Source organism: Dehalococcoidia bacterium (assembly GCA_035310145.1).
In the GTDB taxonomy this organism is placed as follows: Bacteria; Chloroflexota; Dehalococcoidia; order CAUJGQ01; family CAUJGQ01; genus CALFMN01.
Genome location: DATGEL010000137.1, coordinates 1 through 22,663, shown reverse-complemented (window position 1 = coordinate 22,663; position 22,663 = coordinate 1). Strand labels below are relative to the sequence as shown.

General features: G+C 69.8%; 26 protein-coding genes. 16 read left to right on the top strand and 10 right to left on the bottom strand.

Features of this window, described 5'->3' with window-relative positions; translation table 11 throughout:
• Nucleotides 1-79: 79 nt before the first annotated feature.
• From VKV26_24650 to VKV26_24640, 3 genes are all read right to left on the bottom strand, one after another.
• Nucleotides 80-1,906, bottom strand: coding sequence for a CapA family protein (locus VKV26_24650; protein ID HLZ73107.1), 1,827 nt, complete (start codon nt 1,904-1,906; stop codon nt 80-82).
• 309 nt (nt 1,907-2,215) lie between these two features.
• Complete coding sequence (gene lon, locus VKV26_24645) at nt 2,216-4,765, bottom strand: endopeptidase La (protein ID HLZ73106.1); 2,550 nt, start codon at nt 4,763-4,765, stop codon at nt 2,216-2,218.
• 41 nt (nt 4,766-4,806) lie between these two features.
• Nucleotides 4,807-5,262, bottom strand: a complete 456-nt coding sequence (locus tag VKV26_24640; GenBank protein HLZ73105.1) for an Hsp20/alpha crystallin family protein — start codon at nt 5,260-5,262, stop codon at nt 4,807-4,809.
• 275 nt (nt 5,263-5,537) lie between these two features.
• Between VKV26_24640 and VKV26_24635 the strand changes: the two genes are divergently transcribed.
• Complete coding sequence (locus VKV26_24635; protein ID HLZ73104.1) at nt 5,538-5,831, top strand: hypothetical protein; 294 nt, start codon at nt 5,538-5,540, stop codon at nt 5,829-5,831.
• Nucleotides 5,832-5,915: 84 nt separating this feature from the next.
• Here VKV26_24635 and VKV26_24630 read toward each other — a convergent pair whose 3' ends face one another.
• Nucleotides 5,916-6,047 (bottom strand): hypothetical protein, encoded by a 132-nt coding sequence (locus VKV26_24630; GenBank protein ID HLZ73103.1) that lies wholly within the window; start codon nt 6,045-6,047, stop codon nt 5,916-5,918.
• 361 nt (nt 6,048-6,408) lie between these two features.
• Between VKV26_24630 and VKV26_24625 the strand changes: the two genes are divergently transcribed.
• On the top strand, nt 6,409-7,467 hold the full coding sequence (locus VKV26_24625; protein HLZ73102.1) for a zinc-binding dehydrogenase: 1,059 nt from the start codon (nt 6,409-6,411) through the stop codon (nt 7,465-7,467).
• A 21-nt stretch (nt 7,468-7,488) separates the two neighbouring features.
• On the opposite strand, the gene VKV26_24620 is transcribed toward VKV26_24625, so the two are convergent.
• Together VKV26_24620 and VKV26_24615 are read right to left on the bottom strand one after the other, a co-directional pair.
• Nucleotides 7,489-7,827, bottom strand: a complete 339-nt coding sequence (locus tag VKV26_24620; GenBank protein HLZ73101.1) for a hypothetical protein — start codon at nt 7,825-7,827, stop codon at nt 7,489-7,491.
• Between the two features lie 65 nt (nt 7,828-7,892).
• The gene (locus VKV26_24615; GenBank protein ID HLZ73100.1) at nt 7,893-8,351 is read right to left on the bottom strand and encodes a redoxin domain-containing protein; all 459 of its coding nucleotides are present in this window, start codon (nt 8,349-8,351) and stop codon (nt 7,893-7,895) included.
• Nucleotides 8,352-8,464: 113 nt separating this feature from the next.
• Here VKV26_24615 and VKV26_24610 point away from each other — a divergent pair, with 113 nt between their 5' ends.
• Together VKV26_24610 and VKV26_24605 are read left to right on the top strand one after the other, a co-directional pair.
• Nucleotides 8,465-9,334, top strand: coding sequence for a transglutaminase-like domain-containing protein (locus VKV26_24610; GenBank protein HLZ73099.1), 870 nt, complete (start codon nt 8,465-8,467; stop codon nt 9,332-9,334).
• Between the two features lie 82 nt (nt 9,335-9,416).
• Complete coding sequence (locus VKV26_24605) at nt 9,417-10,136, top strand: glycerophosphodiester phosphodiesterase (protein HLZ73098.1); 720 nt, start codon at nt 9,417-9,419, stop codon at nt 10,134-10,136.
• Here VKV26_24605 and VKV26_24600 read toward each other — a convergent pair.
• Nucleotides 10,065-10,490: a LysR family transcriptional regulator gene (locus VKV26_24600; protein HLZ73097.1), complete on the bottom strand. Its 426-nt coding sequence runs from the start codon at nt 10,488-10,490 to the stop codon at nt 10,065-10,067. The two genes, VKV26_24605 and VKV26_24600, sit on opposite strands and share 72 nt — an antisense overlap.
• A gap of 90 nt (nt 10,491-10,580) precedes the next feature.
• Nucleotides 10,581-11,045 carry a MarR family transcriptional regulator gene (locus VKV26_24595; protein ID HLZ73096.1) on the bottom strand — a complete coding sequence of 155 codons (465 nt, stop codon included), beginning with the start codon at nt 11,043-11,045 and terminating at the stop codon, nt 10,581-10,583.
• Nucleotides 11,046-11,185: 140 nt separating this feature from the next.
• On the opposite strand from VKV26_24595, the gene VKV26_24590 reads away from it, so the two are divergent.
• Genes VKV26_24590 through VKV26_24575 form a run of 4 tightly spaced genes read left to right on the top strand, consistent with a single transcriptional unit; the run spans nt 11,186 to nt 13,860 of the window.
• Nucleotides 11,186-12,382, top strand: a complete 1,197-nt coding sequence (locus VKV26_24590; protein HLZ73095.1) for an SAM-dependent methyltransferase — start codon at nt 11,186-11,188, stop codon at nt 12,380-12,382.
• Entirely contained in the window at nt 12,370-12,831 is a 462-nt protein-coding gene (locus tag VKV26_24585; protein ID HLZ73094.1) for a redoxin domain-containing protein, read from the top strand. The genes VKV26_24590 and VKV26_24585 overlap by 13 nt, the downstream gene beginning before the upstream one ends.
• A 13-nt stretch (nt 12,832-12,844) precedes the next feature.
• Nucleotides 12,845-13,228, top strand: coding sequence for an iron-sulfur cluster assembly scaffold protein (locus VKV26_24580; GenBank protein ID HLZ73093.1), 384 nt, complete (start codon nt 12,845-12,847; stop codon nt 13,226-13,228).
• Nucleotides 13,225-13,860: a nucleotidyltransferase family protein gene (locus tag VKV26_24575; GenBank protein HLZ73092.1), complete on the top strand. Its 636-nt coding sequence runs from the start codon at nt 13,225-13,227 to the stop codon at nt 13,858-13,860. The genes VKV26_24580 and VKV26_24575 overlap by 4 nt, the downstream gene beginning before the upstream one ends.
• Here VKV26_24575 and VKV26_24570 read toward each other — a convergent pair.
• Nucleotides 13,827-14,354, bottom strand: a complete 528-nt coding sequence (locus VKV26_24570) for a MarR family transcriptional regulator (GenBank protein HLZ73091.1) — start codon at nt 14,352-14,354, stop codon at nt 13,827-13,829. The genes VKV26_24575 and VKV26_24570 overlap by 34 nt on opposite strands.
• Nucleotides 14,355-14,600: 246 nt before the next feature.
• Between VKV26_24570 and lpdA the strand changes: the two genes are divergently transcribed.
• The 8 genes from lpdA (at nt 14,601) to VKV26_24530 (ending at nt 22,528) form a co-directional block, all read left to right on the top strand.
• Complete coding sequence (lpdA, locus tag VKV26_24565) at nt 14,601-16,004, top strand: dihydrolipoyl dehydrogenase (protein HLZ73090.1); 1,404 nt, start codon at nt 14,601-14,603, stop codon at nt 16,002-16,004.
• A gap of 37 nt (nt 16,005-16,041) precedes the next feature.
• On the top strand, nt 16,042-17,100 hold the full coding sequence (locus VKV26_24560; GenBank protein ID HLZ73089.1) for a thiamine pyrophosphate-dependent dehydrogenase E1 component subunit alpha: 1,059 nt from the start codon (nt 16,042-16,044) through the stop codon (nt 17,098-17,100).
• Complete coding sequence (locus VKV26_24555; protein ID HLZ73088.1) at nt 17,100-18,083, top strand: alpha-ketoacid dehydrogenase subunit beta; 984 nt, start codon at nt 17,100-17,102, stop codon at nt 18,081-18,083. Before VKV26_24560 ends, VKV26_24555 begins: the two co-directional genes overlap by 1 nt.
• 88 nt (nt 18,084-18,171) lie before the next feature.
• Nucleotides 18,172-19,752, top strand: coding sequence for a dihydrolipoamide acetyltransferase family protein (locus tag VKV26_24550; GenBank protein HLZ73087.1), 1,581 nt, complete (start codon nt 18,172-18,174; stop codon nt 19,750-19,752).
• Nucleotides 19,753-19,966: 214 nt separating this feature from the next.
• Nucleotides 19,967-20,476, top strand: coding sequence for a hypothetical protein (locus tag VKV26_24545; GenBank protein ID HLZ73086.1), 510 nt, complete (start codon nt 19,967-19,969; stop codon nt 20,474-20,476).
• Nucleotides 20,476-21,627, top strand: a complete 1,152-nt coding sequence (locus VKV26_24540; GenBank protein ID HLZ73085.1) for an acyl-CoA dehydrogenase family protein — start codon at nt 20,476-20,478, stop codon at nt 21,625-21,627. Before VKV26_24545 ends, VKV26_24540 begins: the two co-directional genes overlap by 1 nt.
• Nucleotides 21,628-21,796: 169 nt before the next feature.
• Nucleotides 21,797-22,129 (top strand): hypothetical protein, encoded by a 333-nt coding sequence (locus tag VKV26_24535; GenBank protein HLZ73084.1) that lies wholly within the window; start codon nt 21,797-21,799, stop codon nt 22,127-22,129.
• A 3-nt stretch (nt 22,130-22,132) separates the two neighbouring features.
• The gene (locus VKV26_24530; GenBank protein ID HLZ73083.1) at nt 22,133-22,528 is read left to right on the top strand and encodes a DUF5615 family PIN-like protein; all 396 of its coding nucleotides are present in this window, start codon (nt 22,133-22,135) and stop codon (nt 22,526-22,528) included.
• Between the two features lie 15 nt (nt 22,529-22,543).
• On the opposite strand, the gene VKV26_24525 is transcribed toward VKV26_24530, so the two are convergent.
• On the bottom strand, nt 22,544-22,663 hold a 120-nt coding region (locus VKV26_24525), incomplete at its 5' end, for an IS5/IS1182 family transposase (protein HLZ73082.1).

Below are 22,663 nucleotides of genomic sequence, written 5' to 3'. Positions count from 1 at the left end.
GTTGCCCGCAGTATGGCAAGTAGGCCGGCGGCGTGCGAGCCGCGCGCCTTGTTGCCCGGGTCCGCCACCAGGCGCCGTTTCAGCGCTTCGCCAGCGCGTCGGTGAGCGTATAGAGGCGGTCGTAAACCGGGCGGGCTGCGGCGCCGAAAACGGGTTCGGGACGGAAGTCGGTGCGGTTGATGATCGCGGGGTAGACCTCGATCCCGGTCACGCCCGAGGCGTTCAGCCGCACGCGCAGGATCACCGAGAGCACGCTGGGCAAGCCGTACTGCGCCAGGTCGGCGTCGTCCAGGTCGAAGACGAAGTTGCCCAGGCTGTAGGCGATCAGGCCGCCGTGATAGAACTCCAGCCCCTGCAGCACGTGCGGATGGGCGCCCAGCACCAGCGCGGCGCCGGCGTCGATCGCGGCGTGCGCCAGGTCGCTCTGCGTGCGGTTCGGCTGCGAGGTGTACTCGAAGCCGGAGTGCAGCGCCACGACCACCAGGTCGGCCTGCTTGCGCGCCGAGGCCACGTCGCGGGCGATGCCCTCCGCCGTGCCCCAGGCGATTCCCGGGCTGCCCGGACCGGCTTCGAGGCTCTGCGCCTTGAAGCCGGTGATCGTGTCGTCCGGCACGTTGGCGTAGGCCAGCCAGGCGACGCGCAGGCCGTTCACCTGCACCACGAGCGGCGTGCGCGCCGTTTCACCATCCGGACCGGCGCCGATGTGGGCGATGCCTGCGCTGTCGATCGCCGCGATCGTGTCCGTCAAGCCCTGCGCGCCGTAGTCGAGCACATGGTTGTTGGCGAGATCGACCACGTTGACGCCGGCGCTCGTCAGGCAGGCGACCTCCGACGGCGGCGCACGGAACGTGTAGTCCTTGTGCGCCGGCGTGCCGCGATCGGTGAGCGAGAACTCGAGGTTGGCATAGCGCAGATCCGCCGAACGCAGGCGGTCGCTCACCGCGCCCAGCGGCCAGCCCGGCCCGTACTGCTGCACCTTCGCCACCACGCCGCGCGCCAGCATCAGGTCGCCCATGGCATCGATCGTCACGCTGCCTGCGCGGGAGGGCGCCAGCCGCGCCGCCAGCACGCCGCCGAGCTGCGCGCTGAGCTGGGTCGCCTCGCGGTGCAGCGGCACGGCCACCGTTTGCACGGCCAGCGGGTACTGCGGATCGTCCGGGAAGCGGCCGTCGATGCGCAGCGGCTTGCTGTGCAGCCAGGGGCCGCTCCATGGCACGACGATCGCCTCGTCCTCGCCGCGATCCGTCTCGGCCAGGAGCGTGGCGGCGTCGGCCACCCGCCCGGCCGTGAGCGGCGCATCCGCTTTGCCGGCAAGGCCGCCGACATGCGCCAGCTCCTGCGCATCGGCGAAGGCGAGCCGCACCGGGCGGGCTGCGCCGCCGAGACTGCTCCAGTCGCCGACGGCGCCCGTCAGCAGGTTGACCGCGTCGCTCAGCGTCAGGTCGTTGGGAGTGAGTGTGAGCGGCAGGGCGATGGCGAGCGGCTGGGTCTGCACCAACGTGCCGCCTGGGGGCGCGGCTTCCCCGGGCTGCACGCTGACCAGGGCGAGGTCGGCGCCGGTACGATCGGCCGCCTGACCCTCCTGCAGCGGCGTGAGCGACAACTTGAGCTTCGGGAAGTCGGCGCCAACCTGCTTCAAGGCAGGACCGACGGCGGTAGCCACGGTGGCCGTGGCGGCAATCTTGAACGTGCCGCTGACGGTGATCGTTGGCGCGGCGCCCGGCGTCGACTCTACCGAGAACGGCGCCGTTGCGGCGGACGGGTTTGCCGCAGCCGGCGTGGGCGTGGCGCTGCCGAGCACGATGATCCGCACCTGCGGCTCACCGCCGCGCCCGGCGCAGGCGAGCAGAGCGGCGCTGAAGAACACGACGGCAAGCAGGAACCAGCCCGGCCGCAGACGCCGCAACGCCCAGCCCCTCCGCCGCTCCGCCCCGCCGCGCGGCATTCGAGGCGGAGTGTAGCACAGGCCGCGGGCCTAACCCCGCCGCGGCTGAAGGCGCGTCCGCATGGGAAGTCTCGGTCTGACATGGGCGCCCAGCGCCCATCGAGCACCGTTGCGCTGCGCTCTGGCCCGACAGGGGAAGGGTAGGTTCGAGAGCTACCGAGAGTGCTCGACCCGCGCCCTCTCCTCGGAGGAAAGGGCCAGCCGAGCCCGAGCGAGGCTGGGAGAGGCGCCGCCGGGCGCTTCGCCGGCGGATGCAGCCGGCCACCCAGCTTATGCCGCGCTGACGCGTGGCTGCTCTTCGCGCGTCTCCGCGTAGAGCGCGAGGCCGAGCACGTCGTCAACGTGTTCGGCGAAGTGCACGTCGAGCGCGCTGCGCACCTCTTCCGGCACCTCCTTGTAGTCCGGCTCGTTATCCTTGGGCAGACAGACCGTCTTGCAGCCGGCACGATGCGCCGCCAACACCTTCTGCTTGATCGCGCCCACGGGCATCACACGGCCGCGCAGGGTGATCTCACCCGTCATCGCCACCTCTTTGTGCACCGGCCGGCGTGTGATCGCGGAGACGATCGCCGTCGCCATCGTCACGCCGGCCGAGGGGCCGTCCTTCGGCGTGGCGCCGGCGGGCACGTGGATGTGCAGATCGTGCTTCTCGAAGAAGTCGTCGGCTACGCCCAGCGCCGCGGCGCGCGAGCGGGCGTAGGTCAGGGCCGCCCGCGCCGACTCCTGCATCACGTCGCCCAGCTTGCCGGTGAGCGTGAGGTTGCCCTTGCCGGGGATCGCCGAGGCCTCGATGAACAGCACGTCGCCGCCGGCGCCGGTCGCAGCCAGGCCGGTGACCACGCCGATCTCGTCGGGCTCGTTCGCCATCTCCTCGAAGAAGCGCGGCCGTCCCATGATCTCCGGCAGCTGCGCGGGCGTGATCACCTCGCGGGCCTCGCTGCCCGCGGCGACTTTGCGGGCGACGTGACGGCAGATCGTGCCCAGCAGCCGCTCCAGGTTGCGCACGCCGGCCTCGCGAGTGAAGCCGTCGATCAGCTCCTCCAGGGTGTCGTCGGACACCTCGATCTGCCCGGGCTGCAGGCCGTTCTCCGCGATCTGGCGCGGCAGCAGATAGCGCCGGGCGATCTCGCGCTTCTCATTGTCGGTATAGCCGGGCAGCTCGATCACCTCCATGCGGTCGAGCAGCGGGCCGGGAATCGTGTCCAGCATGTTCGCCGTGGTGATGAACATGACGTGGGACAGGTCGAAGGGCACGTCGAGATAGTGGTCGGTGAAGGTGTTGTTCTGCGCCGGGTCGAGCACCTCAAGCAGCGCCGACGACGGATCGCCGCGGTAGTCGCTGCCGAGCTTGTCCACCTCGTCCAGCACCATCAGCGGGTTGTTCACCCCGGCGCGGCGCATCTCCTGGATGATGCGGCCGGGCAGCGCGCCGACGTACGTTCGGCGGTGGCCGCGAATCTCGGCTTCGTCGCGTACGCCGCCCAGTGAAAGGCGCACGAACTTGCGCCCAGTCGCCCGCGCGATCGAATGGCCCAGGCTGGTCTTGCCCACGCCCGGCGGGCCGACGAAGCAGAGGATCGGGCCGCGCGTGTCCTGCCGCAGCTTCAATACGGCCAGGTAGTCGAGGATGCGCTGCTTCACCTTCTCCAGCCCATAGTGATCGGCGTCGAGAATGCGCTGCGCCTCGTTGATATCGAGCTGGTCTTCGCTGCGCCTGTCCCAGGGCAGATCGGCCAGCCATTCGAGATAGGTCCGCGCCACGTTGTAGTCGGCGGCGGCGGGCGTCATCGAGGCCAGCCGTTCCAGCTCGCGGTCGGCCTGCTTGCGCACCTCTTCCGGCAGATGCGCGGCGTCGAGCTTCTGGCGCAGCTCGCCGATCTCGGGGTGCGACTCGTCGTCGCCCAGCTCCTTCTGGATGGCGCGCATCTGCTCGCGCAGGATGAACTCGCGCTGGCGCTTGTCCATGTCGCCGCGCACCTGCGTCTGGATCTGGCTGCTGACTTCCAGGATCTCCAGCTCGCGGTTCAGCGCGGCGCTGAGCACACGCAGCCGCTCGGTCACGTTCGCTTCGGCCAGCACCGCCTGGCGGTCTTCCGGCTTGAGGCCGGCATTGGCGGCGATGAAGTCGGCCAGGTTGCCCGGATGCGTGATCTGGCTGACGGCGCCGCCCAGCTCGCCGGGGATCTGGTCGCTGAGCGCCACGATCTTCTGGAAGAGGGAGACGGCGCTGCGCGTCATCGCTTCCAGCTCGGTGCTCGGCTCCAGCGTCTCGCCGATGCGCTCGACGCGGGCGCGCAGCCACGGCTCGCGCTGCTCAATCGCGACGATGCGCACGCGCGCCACGCCCTGGATCAGCGCCTGCAAGGTGCCGTTGGGCGCTTTCGCCATGCGCACGATCTGCGCCGCCGTGCCGATCGGCTGGATCTCGGCGTCGTAGACGCCCTCTTCTCCCTGCTGCTGCGCCACCACGGCCACCAGCCGTTCCGGCGTGGTCACGGCCTCGTCAACGGCGCGCACGTCGGCCTCGTCCGAGGTCACAAGCGGCACGACGATGGCGGGATAGAGCACGCTGGCGCCCGTGCGCAGCACGGGAAGAACGTCGGGGATACGAAGCTGGCCATCGCCGCCGGCCTCGGCCTGCGGTGACTGCGGCGCGCCCGGCTGCGGCACGGCGGCCTCGGCCCGTGCCTCCGCCGTGGCCGGCGCGGTGCTGCGCGCCCGCCGGCGCAGCGCGACGGCCGGCGCGGCTTCGGTCTCGTTCGCCTCGCTTGAGGGTGCGGCCGGCTCGGCCGGTTCGTCGCCGGGCTTCTTCCTGGGCATAGCTTCCGATCCCGATGAAGTCTCGCGCGCCGCTGAATCGTTCAGTGCACGGTGATACGCACGCGGCGCTCGGGCTGCACCGCCCGCTTGGGCAGCGTGATCTGCAACAGACCGTCGTCGTACTGCACGGTTACGCTTTCGGTATCGACATCCGCCGGCAACTGGACCACGCGCTGAAAGGAGCCGTACTGGATCTCGACCGTGTTGTAGACGCGGCCGGCGTGGTGGCTGCGGCGGTCACGCTTCTCGCCGCGCACGGTCATACGCCGACCGTCGAGCTGGATCTCGACCTCCTGATCGCGCATCCCCGCGACTTCCATCAGCACAACGATCTCGCCGTCGGTCTGGTAGACATCGGTGGGCGGCTCGATCACGGCAGGCACGAAGCGCGGACCGCCCGGCAGGCCTGGCCCGCGGCTGACCAACTGATCCCACATCTGCTCCAGGTGCTCGGCGACGTGTTCGAGATCGGATGACAGGCGCGCACGCTGAGCCATGGCGCTGGACTCCTCCGCAGGCAGCTCGGCCGCTCCCACACTGTATCATGGAAGCCCGCACGCGGCCCGACGGCCGCGATCCGGCGCCGCCGCGCCTGCTGCTGCCCTGCGCCGACCGCCGCGATGCACGCATGCAATTGGTCTCGAACCGCAGCGCTTCACAGCCAGCGCCGCGCCGCGTATCATACTTGCACGATCACTGCAACAAGCCGGCACAGCAGTTCGCGCCGCGTGCCCGGACGGTCGCGGCATCAGCCCGGCGGAGGAAGCTAGCGATGGCAGACAGCGCCCAGGAAGGTCTGATTATCGGCACGGCGGACGGCACGTACTACGCGATTCCGCGCTCCGTGCTCGAGCAGCATCGGTGCACACAAGAGCAGGTCGAAGCGCTGAAGAAGGCGCCGGTCGCCAATGCGGCGGACGTATCGGGGTACTCGGCGCCGCAGGGCTTCGATGGGTCGTTCGGCGGCGGGATTCTCTTTCAGCAGGGCGGCAACCTGTTGATCGCCACCAGTGCTCTGGACCAGAGCAATCCGTTCGTGCAGTTCAGCGGCGTGCTCTTCCAGTAGGGGAAGCGCCAGCCCGAGCAGGAGGCGCGCGGCGAGAGTGTGCGGAGCGAATCCGCACACCCTCGCCGCGTGCCTCGACCGCGGTTAGCGATCAGCGTCCGCCTTCTGCTGCTGGCGATCGAACAGGTAGGCAGCCTGCTGCGCGAAGCGCTGCGAGCGGAACTGGCTCTCCTTCTCGCTGACGAAGGCGGCGACGTAGTATTCGGCGATGAACATGGCGGTCCTTCCGGCGCGGCCACGGGACGCGCGGCCACTCTTTGTGTCTTCCGTCACAATTATACCACAGGTAAAGCGGATTCGGACGTCGGGGAAAGCCCTAAAAGTGCGCCGGCACACATAAGACTGGCGACGCCGGCCCGCGCCCGACCGCGCTTTGATTCAACCTCGCCGCCCCGCGGCGATCTGAAGCAGGCGGCGTCTGCCCGCGTCGGGCCAGAGCGCAGCGCAACCGTCGGAGACCTGCAGTGCGCAGCCGAGCCCGGGATAGGCGCCGCGCGGACCAGCACGAACTGGCCGCGATGTGGTATAGCGTACGTCGGCAGACAGCAGCAGATGGGCAACAGCACGGAGGAACGTCATGCGATCGCGCGCCGCGGTGCTGGCCGAGCACGGCAAGCCGCTCCTGGTCGAAGAGGTCGAATACCCCGCGCCCGGGCCGAGGCAGGTGCTGGTGCGGCTCTACGCCAGCGGCATCTGCCACTCACAGCTGCACCAGATTCACAACGCCGAGCAGCCGCGCCCCGCCCTGCTCGGCCATGAGGCGACGGGCCACGTCGAGGCGAAAGGCTCGGCGGTCCGTCATGTCAAGGAGGGCGACCGCGTGATGGTCACCTGGGTGCCGCGCCACCCGCGCGGCGCCCAGCCCGAGCCCGCCCAGGTGCTCTGGCGAGGGCAAAATATCGGCTCACGCAACGTCTTCACCTGGTCCGAGCATGCCTTCTGCGACGAGGCGTTCGTCGTGCCGCTGGCCGATGGTGTGCCAATGGACGTCACGGCGCCGATCGGCTGCGCCGTCATCACCGGCTGCGGCGCCGTCACCAACACGGCGAACGTGCAACGCGGCGAGAGTGTGGCCGTGTTCGGCGCCGGCGGCGTCGGCCTCTGCGCCATCCAGGCGGCCGCAAACGTGGGCGCCGGCATGGTGATCGCCGTCGATCTTGATGCGAAGAAGCTCGACTTCGCCCGTGCCTTCGGCGCCACGCACGTCGTCAACGCCCGCGAGGGCGACGCCGTGGCGGCAGTGAAGCAGCTCTCCGGCGGCGGCGTGGATTACGCCTTCGACGCGATCGGCGTGCCGGAGACGATGAGCCAGATCCTGCTGGCGACGCGGCCGAACGAGTGGGGAGTGCGCCCGGGCGGCACCGCCGTGCTCGTGGGCGTGCCGCAGACGCCGGCTACCCTCGACGCCCGCCAGATGCTGATGGGCGAGCGCATCTACCGCGCCTCGCTGGGCGGCTCCGGCGTGCCCGACCGCGACTTTCCCCAGTACATCGAGTGGTTCAAGGCGGGCAAGCTGCCGCTGGACAAGCTGGTGACGCAGCGCTACACGCTCGACCAGATCAACGAAGGCGTGCGCGCCCTCGAGCGCGGGGAGATCGCGGGCCGCAGCATCATGGTCTACGGCGATAGCAAGTAGGACGCGGCCCGACGCACGCGCTCAGAGATAAAAGATCGTGGGGCTTTTCGGCTCGGCCGGCAGCAGCCGGGCGAGCCGCTGGCCCGGCCGCGTCAGCCGGAAGGTGCGCTCTTCCAGCATCAGGCCGCGCGCTTCCACGCGCTGCACCAGGCCGATCTCCTGCAGTTTGAGCAGCGCCGCCACCACCTCGGCGGGCGTCGCGGCGCGGATGGCGCGCAGCTCGGCGTCGATGCGGCGGTAGGTGCAGTCGCCGAAACGGGCGAGAGTGGCGACCAGCCACTGATCGAGCACGTCGAGATCAAACAACCGCCTGCCGGCACGGCGCGGCAGATGCTGCAAGGCACGGGCGATCCACGTCATCGTTCAGCGCTGCGGCCGGCGAGCGGCACGGCACGGCCGCTCGCCGGCTGCCGCTTCGCGGCCACTCAGGCCAGCGCTTTCACTGCGTCGAGCATCTTCTGCTGGTCGCGCGCCGTGGGAATCGCGGGGCTGCGGTCGGTGAAGGCGACCTTGCCGTTCTTGTCGATCACCACCGTGAGCCGCTCGGCAAGCCCGAACTGCTCGTTCCAGGTGCCGTACTCGCGGGCCACGGCGCCGTTCATGTCGGCGAGCAGCGAGATCGTCAGTCCTTCCTTTTCCTTGAAGGCCTTGTGCGTGTAACGGCTGTCGCGGGAGATGCCGAAGACCTTCGCACCCGTCGGCTGGATGTCGAGCGAGCGGTCACGGATTTCGCACATCTCGCCGGTGCAGACGGGGGAGAAATCGAGCGGAAAGAAGACGAGCACGACCGGCTGCCCGCGCAGCTCCGCGAGGTGAACCTTCTCGCCGTTCTCGTCCACAAGCGTAAAGTCCGGAGCTTCCTTGCCGACCTGGATCTCTGCCATGTTCACTGCCCTCCCCAGCGTCTGCGCGCCGCACGGTACAGTATGCCCGAGCAGCGCGCCCAGCGCAGCGCCCGGCAGGTGCGCTCGTGCTCGCGACGTGTCAGGATCGGAGAATGAGCGAGCATTTGCCGGCCCCCTCGCTCGCGGCCACCGCTTTCCGCGCCGCGATCGAACGCGAAGGCGGGCTGGATCTGTTCGATGCCGCCCTGACGATAGGGCGCATCGCGGACCCGGCGCTGGACCTCGGCGTCGCCCGCGTCGCGCTCGATGCGCTGGCCGGCGCCGTGGCAGACGAGCTTTCGCATGACGGCGACCTCGATCGCCTCGCCGCGCTGAACCGCGCCCTCTTCGAGCACCGCGGCTTTCGCGGCAACCACGAGCAGTACGGCGACCCACGCAACGGCTTCCTGCACGAAACACTGGCCCGCCGCACCGGCCTCCCAATCACGATCTCGCTGGTCTACCTTGCCGCGGGGCGGCGCGCCGGCCTCACGCTTGAAGGTGTGGGCTTTCCCGGCCACTTCCTCGTCCGCGCCGGCGAGCCGCCCGACCGGCACGTGTATCTCGACCCGTTCAACGGTGGGCGCGAGATCGCACGCGAGGCGCTGGCCGCGCTGCTGCGCCGGCAGGGCGGCGATCCCGATCGCCAGCTCGACCTGTTCCTCGCGGCGGTGACGCCGCGGCAGATCCTCGCCCGGATGCTGTTGAACGTAAAGAGTATGTACCGCGACCGCCGCGAGCTGGCCCGCTGCCGGGACGCGGTCGAGCTGCTGCTGGTCCTTACTCCGTGGGCGGCAGCCGAGTGGCGCGACTACGGCCTGCTGAGCGTTTACCTCGACGCCCCGGCCCCGGCTCGGACCGCGCTGGCGCACTACCTGGAACTTGCGCCGGACGCCGCCGACGCGGACCGAATCCGCGTCCGGCTGGAGACGCTGCGCCACGAGGGCAATGACGGCGAGCGGCCGCGCTCGCGTGAAGACTGAACCGGAGGCAGCCAGCGGGCGTGACCGGAGCGTGCGACGTGCTACCATACCCGTGCAGGGCTTGCAGGATGAGCCGTGCAGCGTGGAGCGCGTTCCTCTCTTGATCACCGGCGCCGAATCCACCTCACCCGAACCCACGGCCCTCGTCCGACCACCGCAGCATATCGCCCGAATTGCCCACCGCGCGGGAAACGACCGCGACGCCCTGAGCAAGGCGATCGAGGCGCGCGTGGACTGGATCGAGGTCGATCTCTGGTACGCCTGGGGCCGTCTGGTCGCCCGCCACGAGCGCGGCGTCTGGCGGCTGCCGGTGGTCTACGACAAGTGGCACGTGCGCCTGCTGCACGAACGCCTGCTGGACCTGGACGCGTTGATCGAGCGCACGGCAGGTGGCCCCAACCTGTTTCTCGATCTCAAGGGCACCAGCTCTCGCCTGCCCGACGCGATCGTGCGCACGCTGCAGCGGCACGGCGCCTGCGAGCGCGCCGCGGTCTGCGGACAGTACTGGCCACCGCTCGATGCGGTTGTCGCCGCCGAGCCACGGATTCGTGTCTTCCATTCGCTGGGGCGGCCCGAGCACGTCGTGCAGCATCTGCGACGCCTGGAACGGGACACCGTCTCGCATGGCGTCTCGGCAGCGCACTGGTTGCTGACGCCGGAGATCGTCGGCCGGCTGCGCCAGGATGGGCGCCAGCTCTTCGCCTGGACGGTGAACGACGAGAGCAGGGCCTCAACGCTGGTCGAGTGGGGCGCGGACGGCGTGATCAGCGATCGGCTCGACCTGCTCGCCGGCCTGCCCTGAGCCAGAGGCGCCTGCCTCAGGGAAGTGCCGCTCATACAATGCATCGGCGGCCTCGGCAACGGCCGCGGCGAAGCGCTCGTAGCGTGCCAGCAGATCGGCGCCGGCCGGCGTTAGCCGCGAACGGCCGCCGCCCACGCCGCCCACATCGCTCTCCAGCACGGCAACACCGAGGTTCTCCTCCAGCTCGCGCACCTTGCCCCAGGCGCGGCGGTAGGAGAGGCTCGTCGCGGCGGCGGCCTGCGCCAGCGAGCCGCTCTCCTGCACGCGCCGCAGCAGGCGGGCGCGATAGTCGCTGAAGGCGACGCGACCGTCACACTCGAGCCAGAGCTTGAGCCGGGGTTCCAGGCCAGACATGGTTTCAATACCCGTGGCTCGGCAGTCCGTTGCGAGCGTCACCGGGCCAGCGAGCACGATTTGCAGCCATCGCTGCGTCGTCCTGGTCGCTCACACCGTGGCCGCGGCCGGCGTGGGCGCCGACTGCCGCCGGGCCACGGCGATTACATCGTCCAACCCGTCCACGAGACGCGCGAGCTGAGTGTCGGTCAGCTCGGCAAGCAAGACGCTGATCGCCTCGCGCGCCTGGCGTTCGAGGTCGCCGACCGTGCGTTCGCCCGCCTCGGTCAGGAAGTTGCGCACCAGCCGGCGGTCGCGCGGATCTTCCTCGCGTCGCACCAGCCCCTGATGCACCAGCCGGTCCACCAGGCCGGTTACGGTGGAAGGGGTGACGCCGAGCCGGCTGGCGATCACGCCGGACGGCGCGCCGGGCTCGGCGCGGATCAACACGATTACCTTCAGCGTCGGCAGGGTGAGGCCCAGGTCCGCCCACGCGTGCAGGCGCAGCGGATCGAAGAGCGTTACGGCGTACGAGAACAGAGCGATTGCGCGTTCGGTTAGTTGCTCCCGGTCCACGGTCGCGCCTCCGTTCGTCGCTCATCGGCGGGCGCCGCTGAGAGTGCGGCAACGATACGTGATGCCCGCCAGCAGGTCAATGCGCCGCCGCTCGACCCATGCCTGCACCGGGCGATATTCTGAGATTGATGAGGTTTCCGGTGTCTGCTGAATATCATTCGGCTGAAGGTGAGCCGGATTTCGCCTTCGGCAACGCCGCGGAGAACGCGCTTCTCAGACGATATGTTACGGCACAGTTGCGGGCGAACGGCCCGATCAGCTTCCGCCGCTTCATGCAGTTCGTGCTCTACGACCCCGACGAGGGCTACTATTCGCGCCGCGACCCGATCGGCGCCCGCGGCGACTACCTGACCAGCCCGGAGCTGCACCCACTCTTCGGCGCTCTGCTTTGCCGCCAGCTTGCCGAGCTGTGGCGGGCGCTTGAACGCCCCGCCGTGTTCACGGTTGCGGAAGTGGGCGCGGGTTCAGGCGCCCTGGCGCGGGCGATCCTCGCCGCCGCCGATTCGGAGTTCGGCGCGGCGCTGCGCTACGCCATCGTCGAGCCGCACCGTCGTCTGCGCGACATGCAGGTGCGGACGCTCGGCTCACTGGCGCAGGCGGTCACCTGGCACGAGACGCTGACCTCGCTTGCGCCGATCGCGGCCGGCTGCCTGCTCAGCAACGAGCTGATCGACAGCTTTCCTGTACACCGCGTGATGGTGCGCAACGGCCGCCTGCGCGAGCTGTTGGTCGGTCTTGCCGGCGACGAGTTCATCGATGTCGAGGGCGATCCTTCGACGCCGGCGCTTGCGGAGTATTTTGTGCGGATCGGCCTGCTGCCGGGCGAGGGCTGCGCCGCCGAGGTCAACCTCGACGCCCCGGCCTGGCTGCGCGAGGCGGCCGCGGCCCTCGAACGCGGCTTCATGCTGACGCTCGACTACGGCTACCCGGCGCGCCAGCTCTACGCGGGCTGGCGCCGGAAGGGCACGCTGCTCTGTTACTACCAGCACACCGCCCACACGAATCCGTACGTCCGCCTCGGCCATCAGGATTTGACCGCGCACGTCGACTTCACCTCGCTGGCCCGCGCCGGTGAAGAAGCGGGCTTGCAAACCCTGGGCTTCACCAGCCAGCAGCGCTTCCTCGCGTCGCTGGGCATCGAGGAGGCGCTGGCCGGCGGGCCGGGTGGTGCTGTGCCGCTCGAAGAGTTCTTGGCGCGGCGCCGCGCCGTCGGCGATCTGCTGAATCCGGAGGGACTGGGCCGGGTGCGCGTGCTGCTCCAGGGCAAAGATGTTGGAACCCCTCGGCTGCGCGGCTTTGCGCATGGCAACGAGGTCGAGACGCTGTGGATGCGCTGACCGCGGGACAGCCGGCGCCGCCGTTCACGCTGCCGGCGCTCTCCGGTAGCGCCGGCGTGCCCGACCCGGGTGGACGGCGGCAGGTGCTGATGTTCTTCCAGGAGGCCGGCACGCCCACCTGCACCATGCAGGTGCGCTCGCTTGCGGACGAGGCTGCGCTGCTGGGCGAGCTGGGCGCGGCGGCGCTGTTCGTCAGCACCGATTCACTCGAGCGACTGCAAGCCTTCGCCGCCGAACTGCCGGCCGGCGTGGCGCTGGTCAGCGACGCCGACGCTGCGGTGGCGAAGGCCTACGGGGTGTACGATGAGGTCAGCCGCAGGGCGCGCCGCGCGGCCTTCGTCGTCGAGCCGGACGGCGTGATCAGCCTCGCCCTGACCTGGTACAACCCGCTGAACAGCGAACAACTCGCGCAGATCTTCGCGGCGCTCGGCCTGGACCCGAGCGCCTGATGGGAACCCGACGATGGCCGAAGAAGCCTACAGCGAAATCGTTCTCGACCACTTTCAGCACCCGCGCAACGCCGGCGTGCTCGCCGATCCCGACGCGGTGGGCGTCACCACCAACCCCGTGTGCGGCGACACGATGAAGCTCATGCTGCGCATCGACGGCGACACAATCCGTGCGGCGCGTTGGCAGACCGTCGGTTGTCCCGCGGCGATCGCCACCAGCTCGATCGCGACCGAGATGATCACCGGCAAGGACCTGGGCGACGTGGAGAGCCTGACGCGCGAGCAGATCGCCGAGGCCGCCGGCGGCCTGCCGCCCAGCAAGCTGCACTGCTCTGTACTGGCGCAGGATGCGCTGCGCAGGGCGATCCGCGCCTACCGCGCGAAGGCGAGCGCGTGAGCCACACCGGGGCCGAAACGGTGGAGGCGCGCCCGCCTCACACGATTGCCGGCGTGCTGCTCGCCGCCGGCCTCTCCACGCGCATGGGCACACCAAAGGCACTGCTCGACTGGGGCGGCCGGCCGCTCGTGGTCTACCAGCTTGAACAGTTGCGCCTGGCCGGCTGCGATCCGCTGCTGCTCGTCACCGGCCACGCGGCGGAAGATGTCGAAGCCGCCGCGTCCGGCAGCGGCGCGACGATCGTGCGCAATCCGGCGTACCGCGAGGGCCGCGCCACCTCCGTTCGCGCGGCAGCCATGGCGCTGCCCACCGGGCTCGACGCGATCCTGCTGCTCAACGTAGACCAGCCGCGCCGGGCCGAAACCCTGGCATCGCTGATGGCGGCGCACCGACACGGCCACGGCCCGATCAGCGTGCCGGTGTTTGAAGGCCGGCGCGGGCATCCGGCGATCTTCGCCAGTACGCTGCTGGATGAGTTGCGCGCCGTCGACGAGGCGAGCGAGGGGCTGCGCGCCGTCTCGCGCCGGCACACGGCGGCCCGCACTGAGGTCGACTTTCCCAGCGCCGAGGTGCTGCTCGACTGCAACGATCCGGCGGCCTACGAGCGGGCGCTGGCCTTCTGGGCCCGCTGAGGTAGCTGGCCGCGTTGCTCTTCCGGGACCTGCGCTCCGCCGGTGTCCCCGCCGGCGACCACCCCGTTGCCGAGCGCGGCGGCGAGGCGATCGAGCGCGTGAATCAGCTCGCGCCGGCTGCCTGCGGAGAGCCGGCGCAGGCGTGGCTCGCAGCGCGCGGCCGAGGCGGCGCACAGCTCAGCGATCACCTGATGCCCGGCATCGCTGAGCACCACACGCACGACGCGCCGGTCGACGCGATCGGCCGTGCGCGTAATCCAGCCACGCCGCTCCAGACGGTCGAGAATGCCGGTAATATTTGGCGCCGACACCGCCATCTGCTCGGCCAGCCAGCTTACGCGGGCGCCGCCGCGCTCGCCCAGGATCAGCAAGACCTTGAGCTGCGGCATCGTCAGGGTCATCCCTGCCCAATGCTCGGCGCCGGCGACCAGCAGCGCATGGAGCACTCCGGCCAACCGCTCGATCAGTTCCCGATCGACCTCGCCTTCGCTCATCTCCGCCGCTTTCGCTCCGACCGCGGGCGCTGCCCGCGACTGCTTTCGCGGAGCTTCGTAGTTCGTGCGGGGATAATGGATCGTTCCAGTATATGCGGAGCCTCATCCCGTCCCGCCATGCATCGATAGGGCTATTCGGCGCGTTGCCGCCTCTCGACGGCGCCCCTGGGCGCGTACAGCAGGTGTAGACTGAAGGCAGCAGCGCGGCCGTCCGGCCAGACGGCGTCGCACCTCGCTGGTGAGGGCGTGGATCCAACGGGTCCGTTCGATGTCGTGGTGATCGGCGGCGGCTGGGGCGGCTACACCGCCGCTGTTCGGGCGCGGCAGCTTGGCCTCTCGGCCGCGTTGGTCGAGCGCGACAAGCTGGGCGGCACCTGCCTGCATCGCGGCTGCATTCCTACCAAAGTCCTGCTGCAGTCCGCCGAGCACCTCGATCTCGCTCGCCGGCTGTCCGAATTCGGCGTGCGTGTGGGTGAGCCGGCGCTTGACTACGAAACCGTCCGCGCTCGTAAGGACCAGGTCGTCGACCAGCTCTTCGGCGGCCTGCGGCAACTCGTCAAGGCGAACGGCGTTGAGATCATTGCCGGCCACGGCTCGCTGGCAGGCGCCAACGCCGTTCGCGTGCGGCAGGACGGCCGGGAACAGGAGTTGCCCGCCGGCAACGTGATCATCGCCACCGGCTCGCGGCCGAAGCGACTGCCGGGCATCGAGACGGACGGACGCTGGATCATCGACAGCGACCAGGCGCTCGAGCTCGAGCACGTGCCGGCCTCGGTCATGATCCTCGGCGCGGGCGCGGTGGGGGTTGAGTTCGCCTCCTTCTATCACGACGCTGGCGCCGAGGTGACGCTGATCGAGATGCTGCCCGCGGTGCTGCCGCTGGAAGACAAGGACATCTCGGCCTTGCTGGGCAGGCTGTTCGTCAAGCGCGGCATTCGCGTGCTGACGGGCGCAGCGGTGGCGCTGGATACGGTTCGCCTGGCCGAGGGCGGCGTCGAGCTGGACGTACGGGCCGGCGAGCAGACGGAACACCTGCGCGCCGAGTGTCTGCTCGTAGCCACGGGGCGCGAGCCGCTGACCGCCGGCATCGGCCTGGAAGAGGCCGGCGTGCAGCTCGATCGCGGCTTCGCGGCGGTCGATGCGGCGCTGCACACGAACGTACCGGGCGTGTTCGCCGTGGGCGACATCACGGGCAGCCTCTTGCTCGCGCACGTCGCCGCGGCGCAAGGCATCCTGGCCGCCGAGACGATCGCCGGCGTTGCCGGTGCGCCCGTAGATTACCCGCGCCTGCCCCGCGCCACCTACTGCCGCCCGCAGGTGGCCAGCGTCGGCCTCACCGAGCAGCAGGCAAGCGAGTCCGGCCGCCGGCTCAAGACGGGCCGCGCTCACCTGCGCGCGAACGGCAAGGCGCTGATCCTGGGCGAGCCGGACGGCATGGTCAAGGTGATCGCGGACGCCGAGAGCGACGACCTGCTGGGCCTGCACCTGATCGGCGCCGGCGTAACCGAGATGGTCGCGGAGGGTGCCCTGGCGACCTTCCTCGACGCCAGTCTCTGGGAGCTGGCGCATAGCGTGCACCCGCACCCCACGCTATCCGAAGCGATCGGTGAGGCCGCGCAGGCCGCCGGCCGGCCGCCGCGGAAGCTCTGATGGGGACGAAGCGCCGCAGCCGCGTCGGAGGACGCAGATGACCACCGCAGAAGAGACGGGTAAATCGGCTGCAACGGGTTCAACCCGTGTTCAGGCGCGGGGCGCCGCGGCGCACTTCGGCATTGCCGATGCGCAGCTGGTGTTGATGTACACCCAGTTGGTGCAGGCGCGGCGCATCGCCGACCGCATGGTGGTCTTGCAGCGGCAGGGGCGGGCTCCGTTCGTGATCTCCGGCCAGGGCCAGGAGGCGTGCCAGATCGGCGCGGCCAACGCGCTCAAGCGCGGCACCGACTGGCTCTTTCCCTACTACCGCGACCTCGGCATGTGCCTCGCCTTCGGCATGACGCCCGTCGAGCTGTTTATGAACTTCTTCGCCAAGCAGGACGATCCGAACAGCCACGGCGTGCAGATGGCCGCCCACTGGAGCCGCAGGGCCTCGCGCATCGTCTCAGGCTCCAGCCCGGTGGCCACGCAGTTGCTGCACGCCACCGGCTGCGCCCTGGCCGCGAAGCTGCGCAAGAAGAAAGAGGTCTGCCTGACCAGCCTGGGTGAAGGCTCCACGGCGCAGGGCGACTTCCACGAGGCGCTGAACTTCGCCGCCATTCACAAGCTGCCGGTGATCTTTTACGTCGAGAACAACGGCTACGCCATCTCCGAGCCGATCTGGAAGCAGATGGCCGTACCGAACGTCGCCGACCGCGCCCCCGCCTACGGCATGCGCGGCCAGGTGGTGGACGGCAACGACCTGCTGGCCGTCTACCAGACGGTGAAGTGGGCGGTGGGCGAGGCGCGGCGCGGCCACGGCCCGGCGCTGATCGAGGCGAAGACCTACCGCATCGTGCCGCACTCCAGCGACGACGACGACCGCCGCTACCGCACGCGCGAAGAGCTGCAGAGCTGGATGAAGCGCGATCCGATCGACCGCTTCCGCAAGTACCTGCTGGACGAGGCCGTGCTCTCCGAGGCGAAGGTGCAGGAGATTCAGGAGACGGTGGACGCGCAGATCGCCGCCGCGATCCGCGAGGCGGAAGCGGCGCCCGACCCGGCGCCAGAAGCGGCGCTGCGCCATGTGTACGCCGAGCCGGGGGCGCGCTGATGGCCGTGAAATCAAATCTCGAAGCCGTGCGCGACACGATCGACCAGCTCATGGCCGAAGACGCGAGCATCATGCTCATGGGCGAGGACGTAGAGGAGGGCGGCGTCTTCCGGGCGACGGAGGGCCTGCTGAAGAAGTACGGCCGGAACCGCATCATGGACACGCCGCTGGCCGAGTCGAGCATCGTCGGCGTCTCGATCGGCGCCTCGCTCAACGGGCTGCGGCCGATCGCCGAGATCCAGTTCGCCGACTTCATCCTGCCGGCGGTGAACCAGATCATCAGCGAGGCGGCCAAGTTCCGCTACCGCTCGGCCGGCGACTGGTCCTGCCCGCTCGTGATCCGCGCCCCCTACGGCGGCGGCATCCACGGCGGCTTGTACCACTCGCAGTCGCTGGAGCAGCTCTTCACCCATCAGCCCGGCCTGAAAGTCGTGGCCCCCTGCACGCCGTACGACATGAAGGGCCTGCTGCGCGCCGCCGTGCGCGACCCCGATCCCGTGATTTACTTCGAGCACAAGCGGACGTATCGCCTGATTCGCGGCGAGGTGCCCGACGAGCCCTACGAAATCCCCATCGGCAAGGCCGAGGTGCGGCGCGAGGGCGGCGACCTCACCGTTTTCAGCTACGGTCTGGCGATGCATATGTGCCTCGAAGCCGCCGAAACCCTGGCCAGCGAGGACGGCGTGCAGGCGACGGTCGTCGATCTGCGCACGCTCTCGCCGCTCGATCGGGAGACGATCCTCGAGACGGCGAAGGCGACCGGCAAGATCCTGATCGTGCACGAGGACAATCTCACCGGCGGCCTCGGCGGCGAGATCGCGGCGCTGATCGCGGAGCACGCCTTCGACTACCTCGACGGTCCGATCATGCGCCTCGGCGGCCCGGACGTGCCCGCGGTGCCCTTCAATCACGTACTCGAAGCGTTCTATATGCCCAGCCCCGCGAAGATCGCCGCGGCCATGCGTACGCTGGCCGCCTATTGATCGAATGAGCGAAGGGTTCAACGAGGGGAATGGGGAGCCATACGCTACCTCCCAATCCCGGAACCCCAACCGCTTGAAGGAGCGCCCCGTGGCTGCCGAAGTCCGCATGCCGCAGCTTGGCGAAAGCGTCACGGAGGGCACGGTCGTGCGCTGGCTGAAGCACCCCGGTGACGCCGTGGCGCTCGACGAGTCGCTGGCCGAGATCGAGACAGAGAAGGTAAACGTCGAGATCCCTTCGCCTTTCGCCGGCACGCTTGCGCAATTGCTCGTGCCCGAGGGCGAAACGGTGCAGGTCGGCACCCTGATCGCCACGATCGAGGAGGCGGGCGCGCCGATCGCCGCCGCATCCGCGCCCTCACAAGCCGCCGTTCCGGCCCCGGCAGCTGCCGCTTCCGCCCCGTCGCCGCGCCCCGTTGCGGCGGCGCCCGCGGCAGCCGGCGCCTCCTCGCCGCGCCAGCCGGCGCCGGCCTTCAGCGCCACCGGCCCGCTCGGCCCGGCCAGTACCGCGCACGGCATGTTCTCCACGGGCGAGAGCGCGCCGCCCGCCGGCGCGGAGCCTTCCGGCACGCCCGCGGGCGCACCGCAACCCGCGCCAGACGGGCGTCGCAACGGCCACGGCGATGAGCAAGGCATGGCGGGGCGCTACTCGCCGGCCGTGCTGCGCCTGGCGCGCGAGCACAACGTCGATCTCGGCACGCTGCGCGGCAGCGGTGCCGGCGGCCGCGTCACACGCAAGGACGTGCAGGCGTTTGTTGAGGGAACAGGGAACAGGGAACAGGGAATAGTGGCTGCTTTGCCCGGCAATCTGGGCGAGGAGCGGGCGGTGTTTGCGCCGCCGATGGCGCAGCCGGTAGAGCCGGCGCGCGCCCCGGAGGGACGCGAACCGGCACCGGCGTTTCAGCCCCCCGCTGCCGCGACGCCGGCTCAGCCGGCCGTGCTACCATCACCCGCGGCGGCAGCGGCGCTCGCCCCGGATGAGGAGCTGGAGCCGCTGACACCCACGCGCCGCGCGATCGCCGAGCACATGGCCCGCAGCGTGCGCACATCGCCGCACGCCTGGATGATGGTCGAGGTCGACGTCACGCGGCTCGTCGCCTATCGCGCCGCGCTCAAGGCCGAGTTCGCCGCGCATGAGGGCGTGGACCTGACCTACATGCCCTTCATGATCAAGGCGCTCGTCGCGGCGCTGAAACGGCATCCGCGCCTCAACTCATCCTGGTCGGACGCGGGCGTGATTCTCAAGCGGCGCATCAACATCGGCATTGCCGTCGATACGCCGCAGGGGCTGCTCGTGCCGGTGATCCACGACGCGGACGACCTCAGTATCGCCGGCCTCGCCAAGCGCTCGCAGGACCTGGCGGCGCGGGCGCGCACGCGGCGGCTGCGGCTCGAAGAGGTGCAGGGCGGCACGTTTACCCTAGACAACGTCGGCCCGATCGGCTCGATCATCAGCCAGCCGATCATCAATCAGCCGCAGTGCGCGATCCTCACGATGGAGAGCATCGTCAAACGCCCCGTGGTGATCGATGACGCGATCGCCGTGCGCTCGCTGATGAACTGCTGCATCAGCTTCGACCATCGCATTGTGGACGGCGGCGACATCGGTCCCTTCATGAAGACGCTGAAGGCCACGCTCGAAGCGATGGGACCGGAGACGCCGCTCTACTGAACCTCTCGGCTGTCGCCGCGTCGCTCAGGCTCGGCTGTCCTTTCTTCACGGAGAAAGATTGTCCCAGCTCATCGAACTTCCTCTAGCCCACCCTTCCCACGTGGGGCTGGGGCGCTGCGCAACCGTCGCAGACTGCCCGTGCACACGCGGCTTGCCGCGGCGGCGTCGGACCCGGCGCTGCTACACTGAAAGCAGCAACCCCGCAGGAGCTTGCATGGGAACGGATACCAGCAAAGGCTACCGCGAGCGGGTCGGCATGCCGCGCTGGGCGCGGCCGGCGCTCGGCGCCGTCGGCGCCCTCTGGGTGCTGCGCCGCACGCGCAAGCAGGCGCGCGAGCGTTCGCTCTGGCGCGCCGGCGTTACCCTGGTCGGCAGCACGATGACGCTGCTCACCGCCTTCCGCTTCCTGCGCAGCTTCGGCAAGGTGGCGGTCGAGGTGCGCGGCGCGGATGTTCGCGTCGGGCTTGGCCCCTTCGAGCGGCGCATCCCGGCCGAGAGCGTGCGCGACGTGCGCGTGGTCGGCTACAACCCGCTCGTCTACCTCGGCTGGGGCTACCGGGTGGGACTCGGCGGCCGCCGCGCCTTCAGTCAGCTCGGCGTGCGCCGCGGCGTCGAGATCACCAGCGTGGAGGACGGCAAGCAGCACCGCACCTTCGTCTCCTCCAACGACCCCGAGGCGCTGGCGGGCGCAATCAGCGCCGCCGCCGGTGTGGAGAGCGCCTGATGGAGCTGGGCTTCAGCGCCGAGCAGGAGCAGTTGCGCCGCACCGTGCGCGACTTCGCCCTGCGCGAGCTGCTGCCGCGCTACACGTCGTGGGACCGCAACGGCGCCTTCCCGCGCGACCTGTGGCGGCGCATGGGCGAGCTCGGCCTCACCGGCGCACGCGTACCCGCCGCCTACGACGGACAGGAGATGCCGGCCGTCAGCACGGGCATCGTGGCGGAGGAGGTCGCACGGGGTGACTTCAACCTCTCCTACGGCGTGCTGATGCCGGCGCTCTGCGGCGAGGTGCTGCGCGAGCACGCGGCCGAACGCGTCAAGCGCGAGTGGATGGCGCCGATGGCGCGCGGCGAAGCGGTGGTCGGCCTGGCGCTGACCGAGCCCGGCTCCGGCTCCGACGCTAAGGAGATGCGCTCGACGGCGCGGCGCGACGGCGACGAATGGGTGCTGAACGGCGAGAAGACCGGCGTCTCGCTGATGATGGCGGCCGACGCGCTCGTGCTCTTCGCCAAGACCGACCCCGCCGCCGGCGCCCGCGGCGTCTCCGCCTTTCTCGTGCCGACCGCCTTGCCCGGCGTCTCGCGTACGCCGCTGGTGGACATGGGCAGCCGCGGCATTCAGCGCGGCAGCATCTTCATGGACGAGGTGCGCCTGCCCGCCGATTACCTGCTGGGCGAGCTGAACAAGGGCTTCTACCAGGTGATGCAGGGCTTCGACTTCAGCCGCAGCATCATTGGCCTGATGTGCCTCGGCGCGGCCGCGATCACGCTCGACGAGACGATGGCCTACGTCAAGCAGCGGCAGGCGTTCGGCCGGCCGCTGGCACAGTTCGAAGGTGTCTCCTTCCCGATCGCCGAGCACGCCGCGCACATCGAAGCGGCGAAGTGGCTCTGCTACCGCGGTCTCTGGCTCAAAGACGCCGGCCTGCCGCACACCAAAGAGGCGGCGATGGCGAAGTACCTGGCGCCGAAGACCGCCGTGGACGCCATCCACGAGTGCCTGCTGCTGCACGGCCACTACGGCTACACGCAGGAGCTGCCGATCGAGCAACGGCTGCGCGACGTGATCGGCTTGGAGATCGGCGACGGCACGGCGCAGGTTTCGAAGATCATCATCGCCCGCGAGCTGATGGGCCGCGAATCGCTGCCGTACTGACCGGCGCAGCCGCGTCGCACGATCCGGCAAGAGGCGCTTAGAGGCTTCCCATTCGCGAGGGAGATTCGTTACGCAATGCCCGCAGGGTGCGGCGCCGTTCGGCGGCATGCGATACTCGACTTGCGAAGGGCACTAACTTCTGGCAGCCCGTGAGGAACCAATAGCTATCGTGAGCGCGCGAACGGCAGCAGCTACCCGACTGATCGGCCGCTGGCTGGAGCCAAACCCGCACAAACCTGGAGCGGCGGAGTGGCGTATCAGATTCACCGGCCTGCCGGTTTGGCGGATCGTGGGCCAGCTTGCGGTCGAGGCCTGCGGCGATGACCCGGCGGCTTACCGTGCCATCATCGACGGTGATGTCTCCCGCGAATTGATTGAACGTGTTGCCACGTATTACGATGTCGCGGCCGAGGCGATCGAGGCGGCGCTCGCCTATGCCGGGCGCCATCCTGATGCGGTCATCTCGCGCCTGGTGCTGGACCGCGCGGCGCTGCCAGGCTAATGCGTGGCAGCATTCCTGATCGATGAACACGTCACGCCTCGCCTGCGCGAGCCGCTCTCCCAGCGCGGCCATTCGGCGTTCCACGTGCGAGCGCTCGGATTGGCGGGTGTGCGCGACGCCTCAATCCTGCTCATCGCCGCCGGGCGCGGCCTGATCCTGGTCACCGAGAACCACCAGGACTTCCTCACCCTGCATGAGGCATGGCAGGCGTGGACCCGCGCCTGGCGGCTTTCGCCGGCGCCGGTTCACTCGGGGATTCTGACGATCCCGCAGCTCCCGGTTGCGCGGCTCGATGAAACGGCGGCGGCTATCGCGCAGCTTGTCGGCTCAGGCAGACCATTTGCAAACGCACTGCACCGCTGGAGTATCAGCCGCGGCTGGCAGCTTCACCCGGTCTAGGGCGTGTCTGGTGAATCACTTGGGGAGCCACAGCAGTAATGCGGCAATCACCACCATGGCGCGGTAGTTCCAGCCTCGCTTGTCGTAGCGGGTGGCCAGGGCGCGGAACTGCTTCAGCCGGTTGTGGCAGCACTC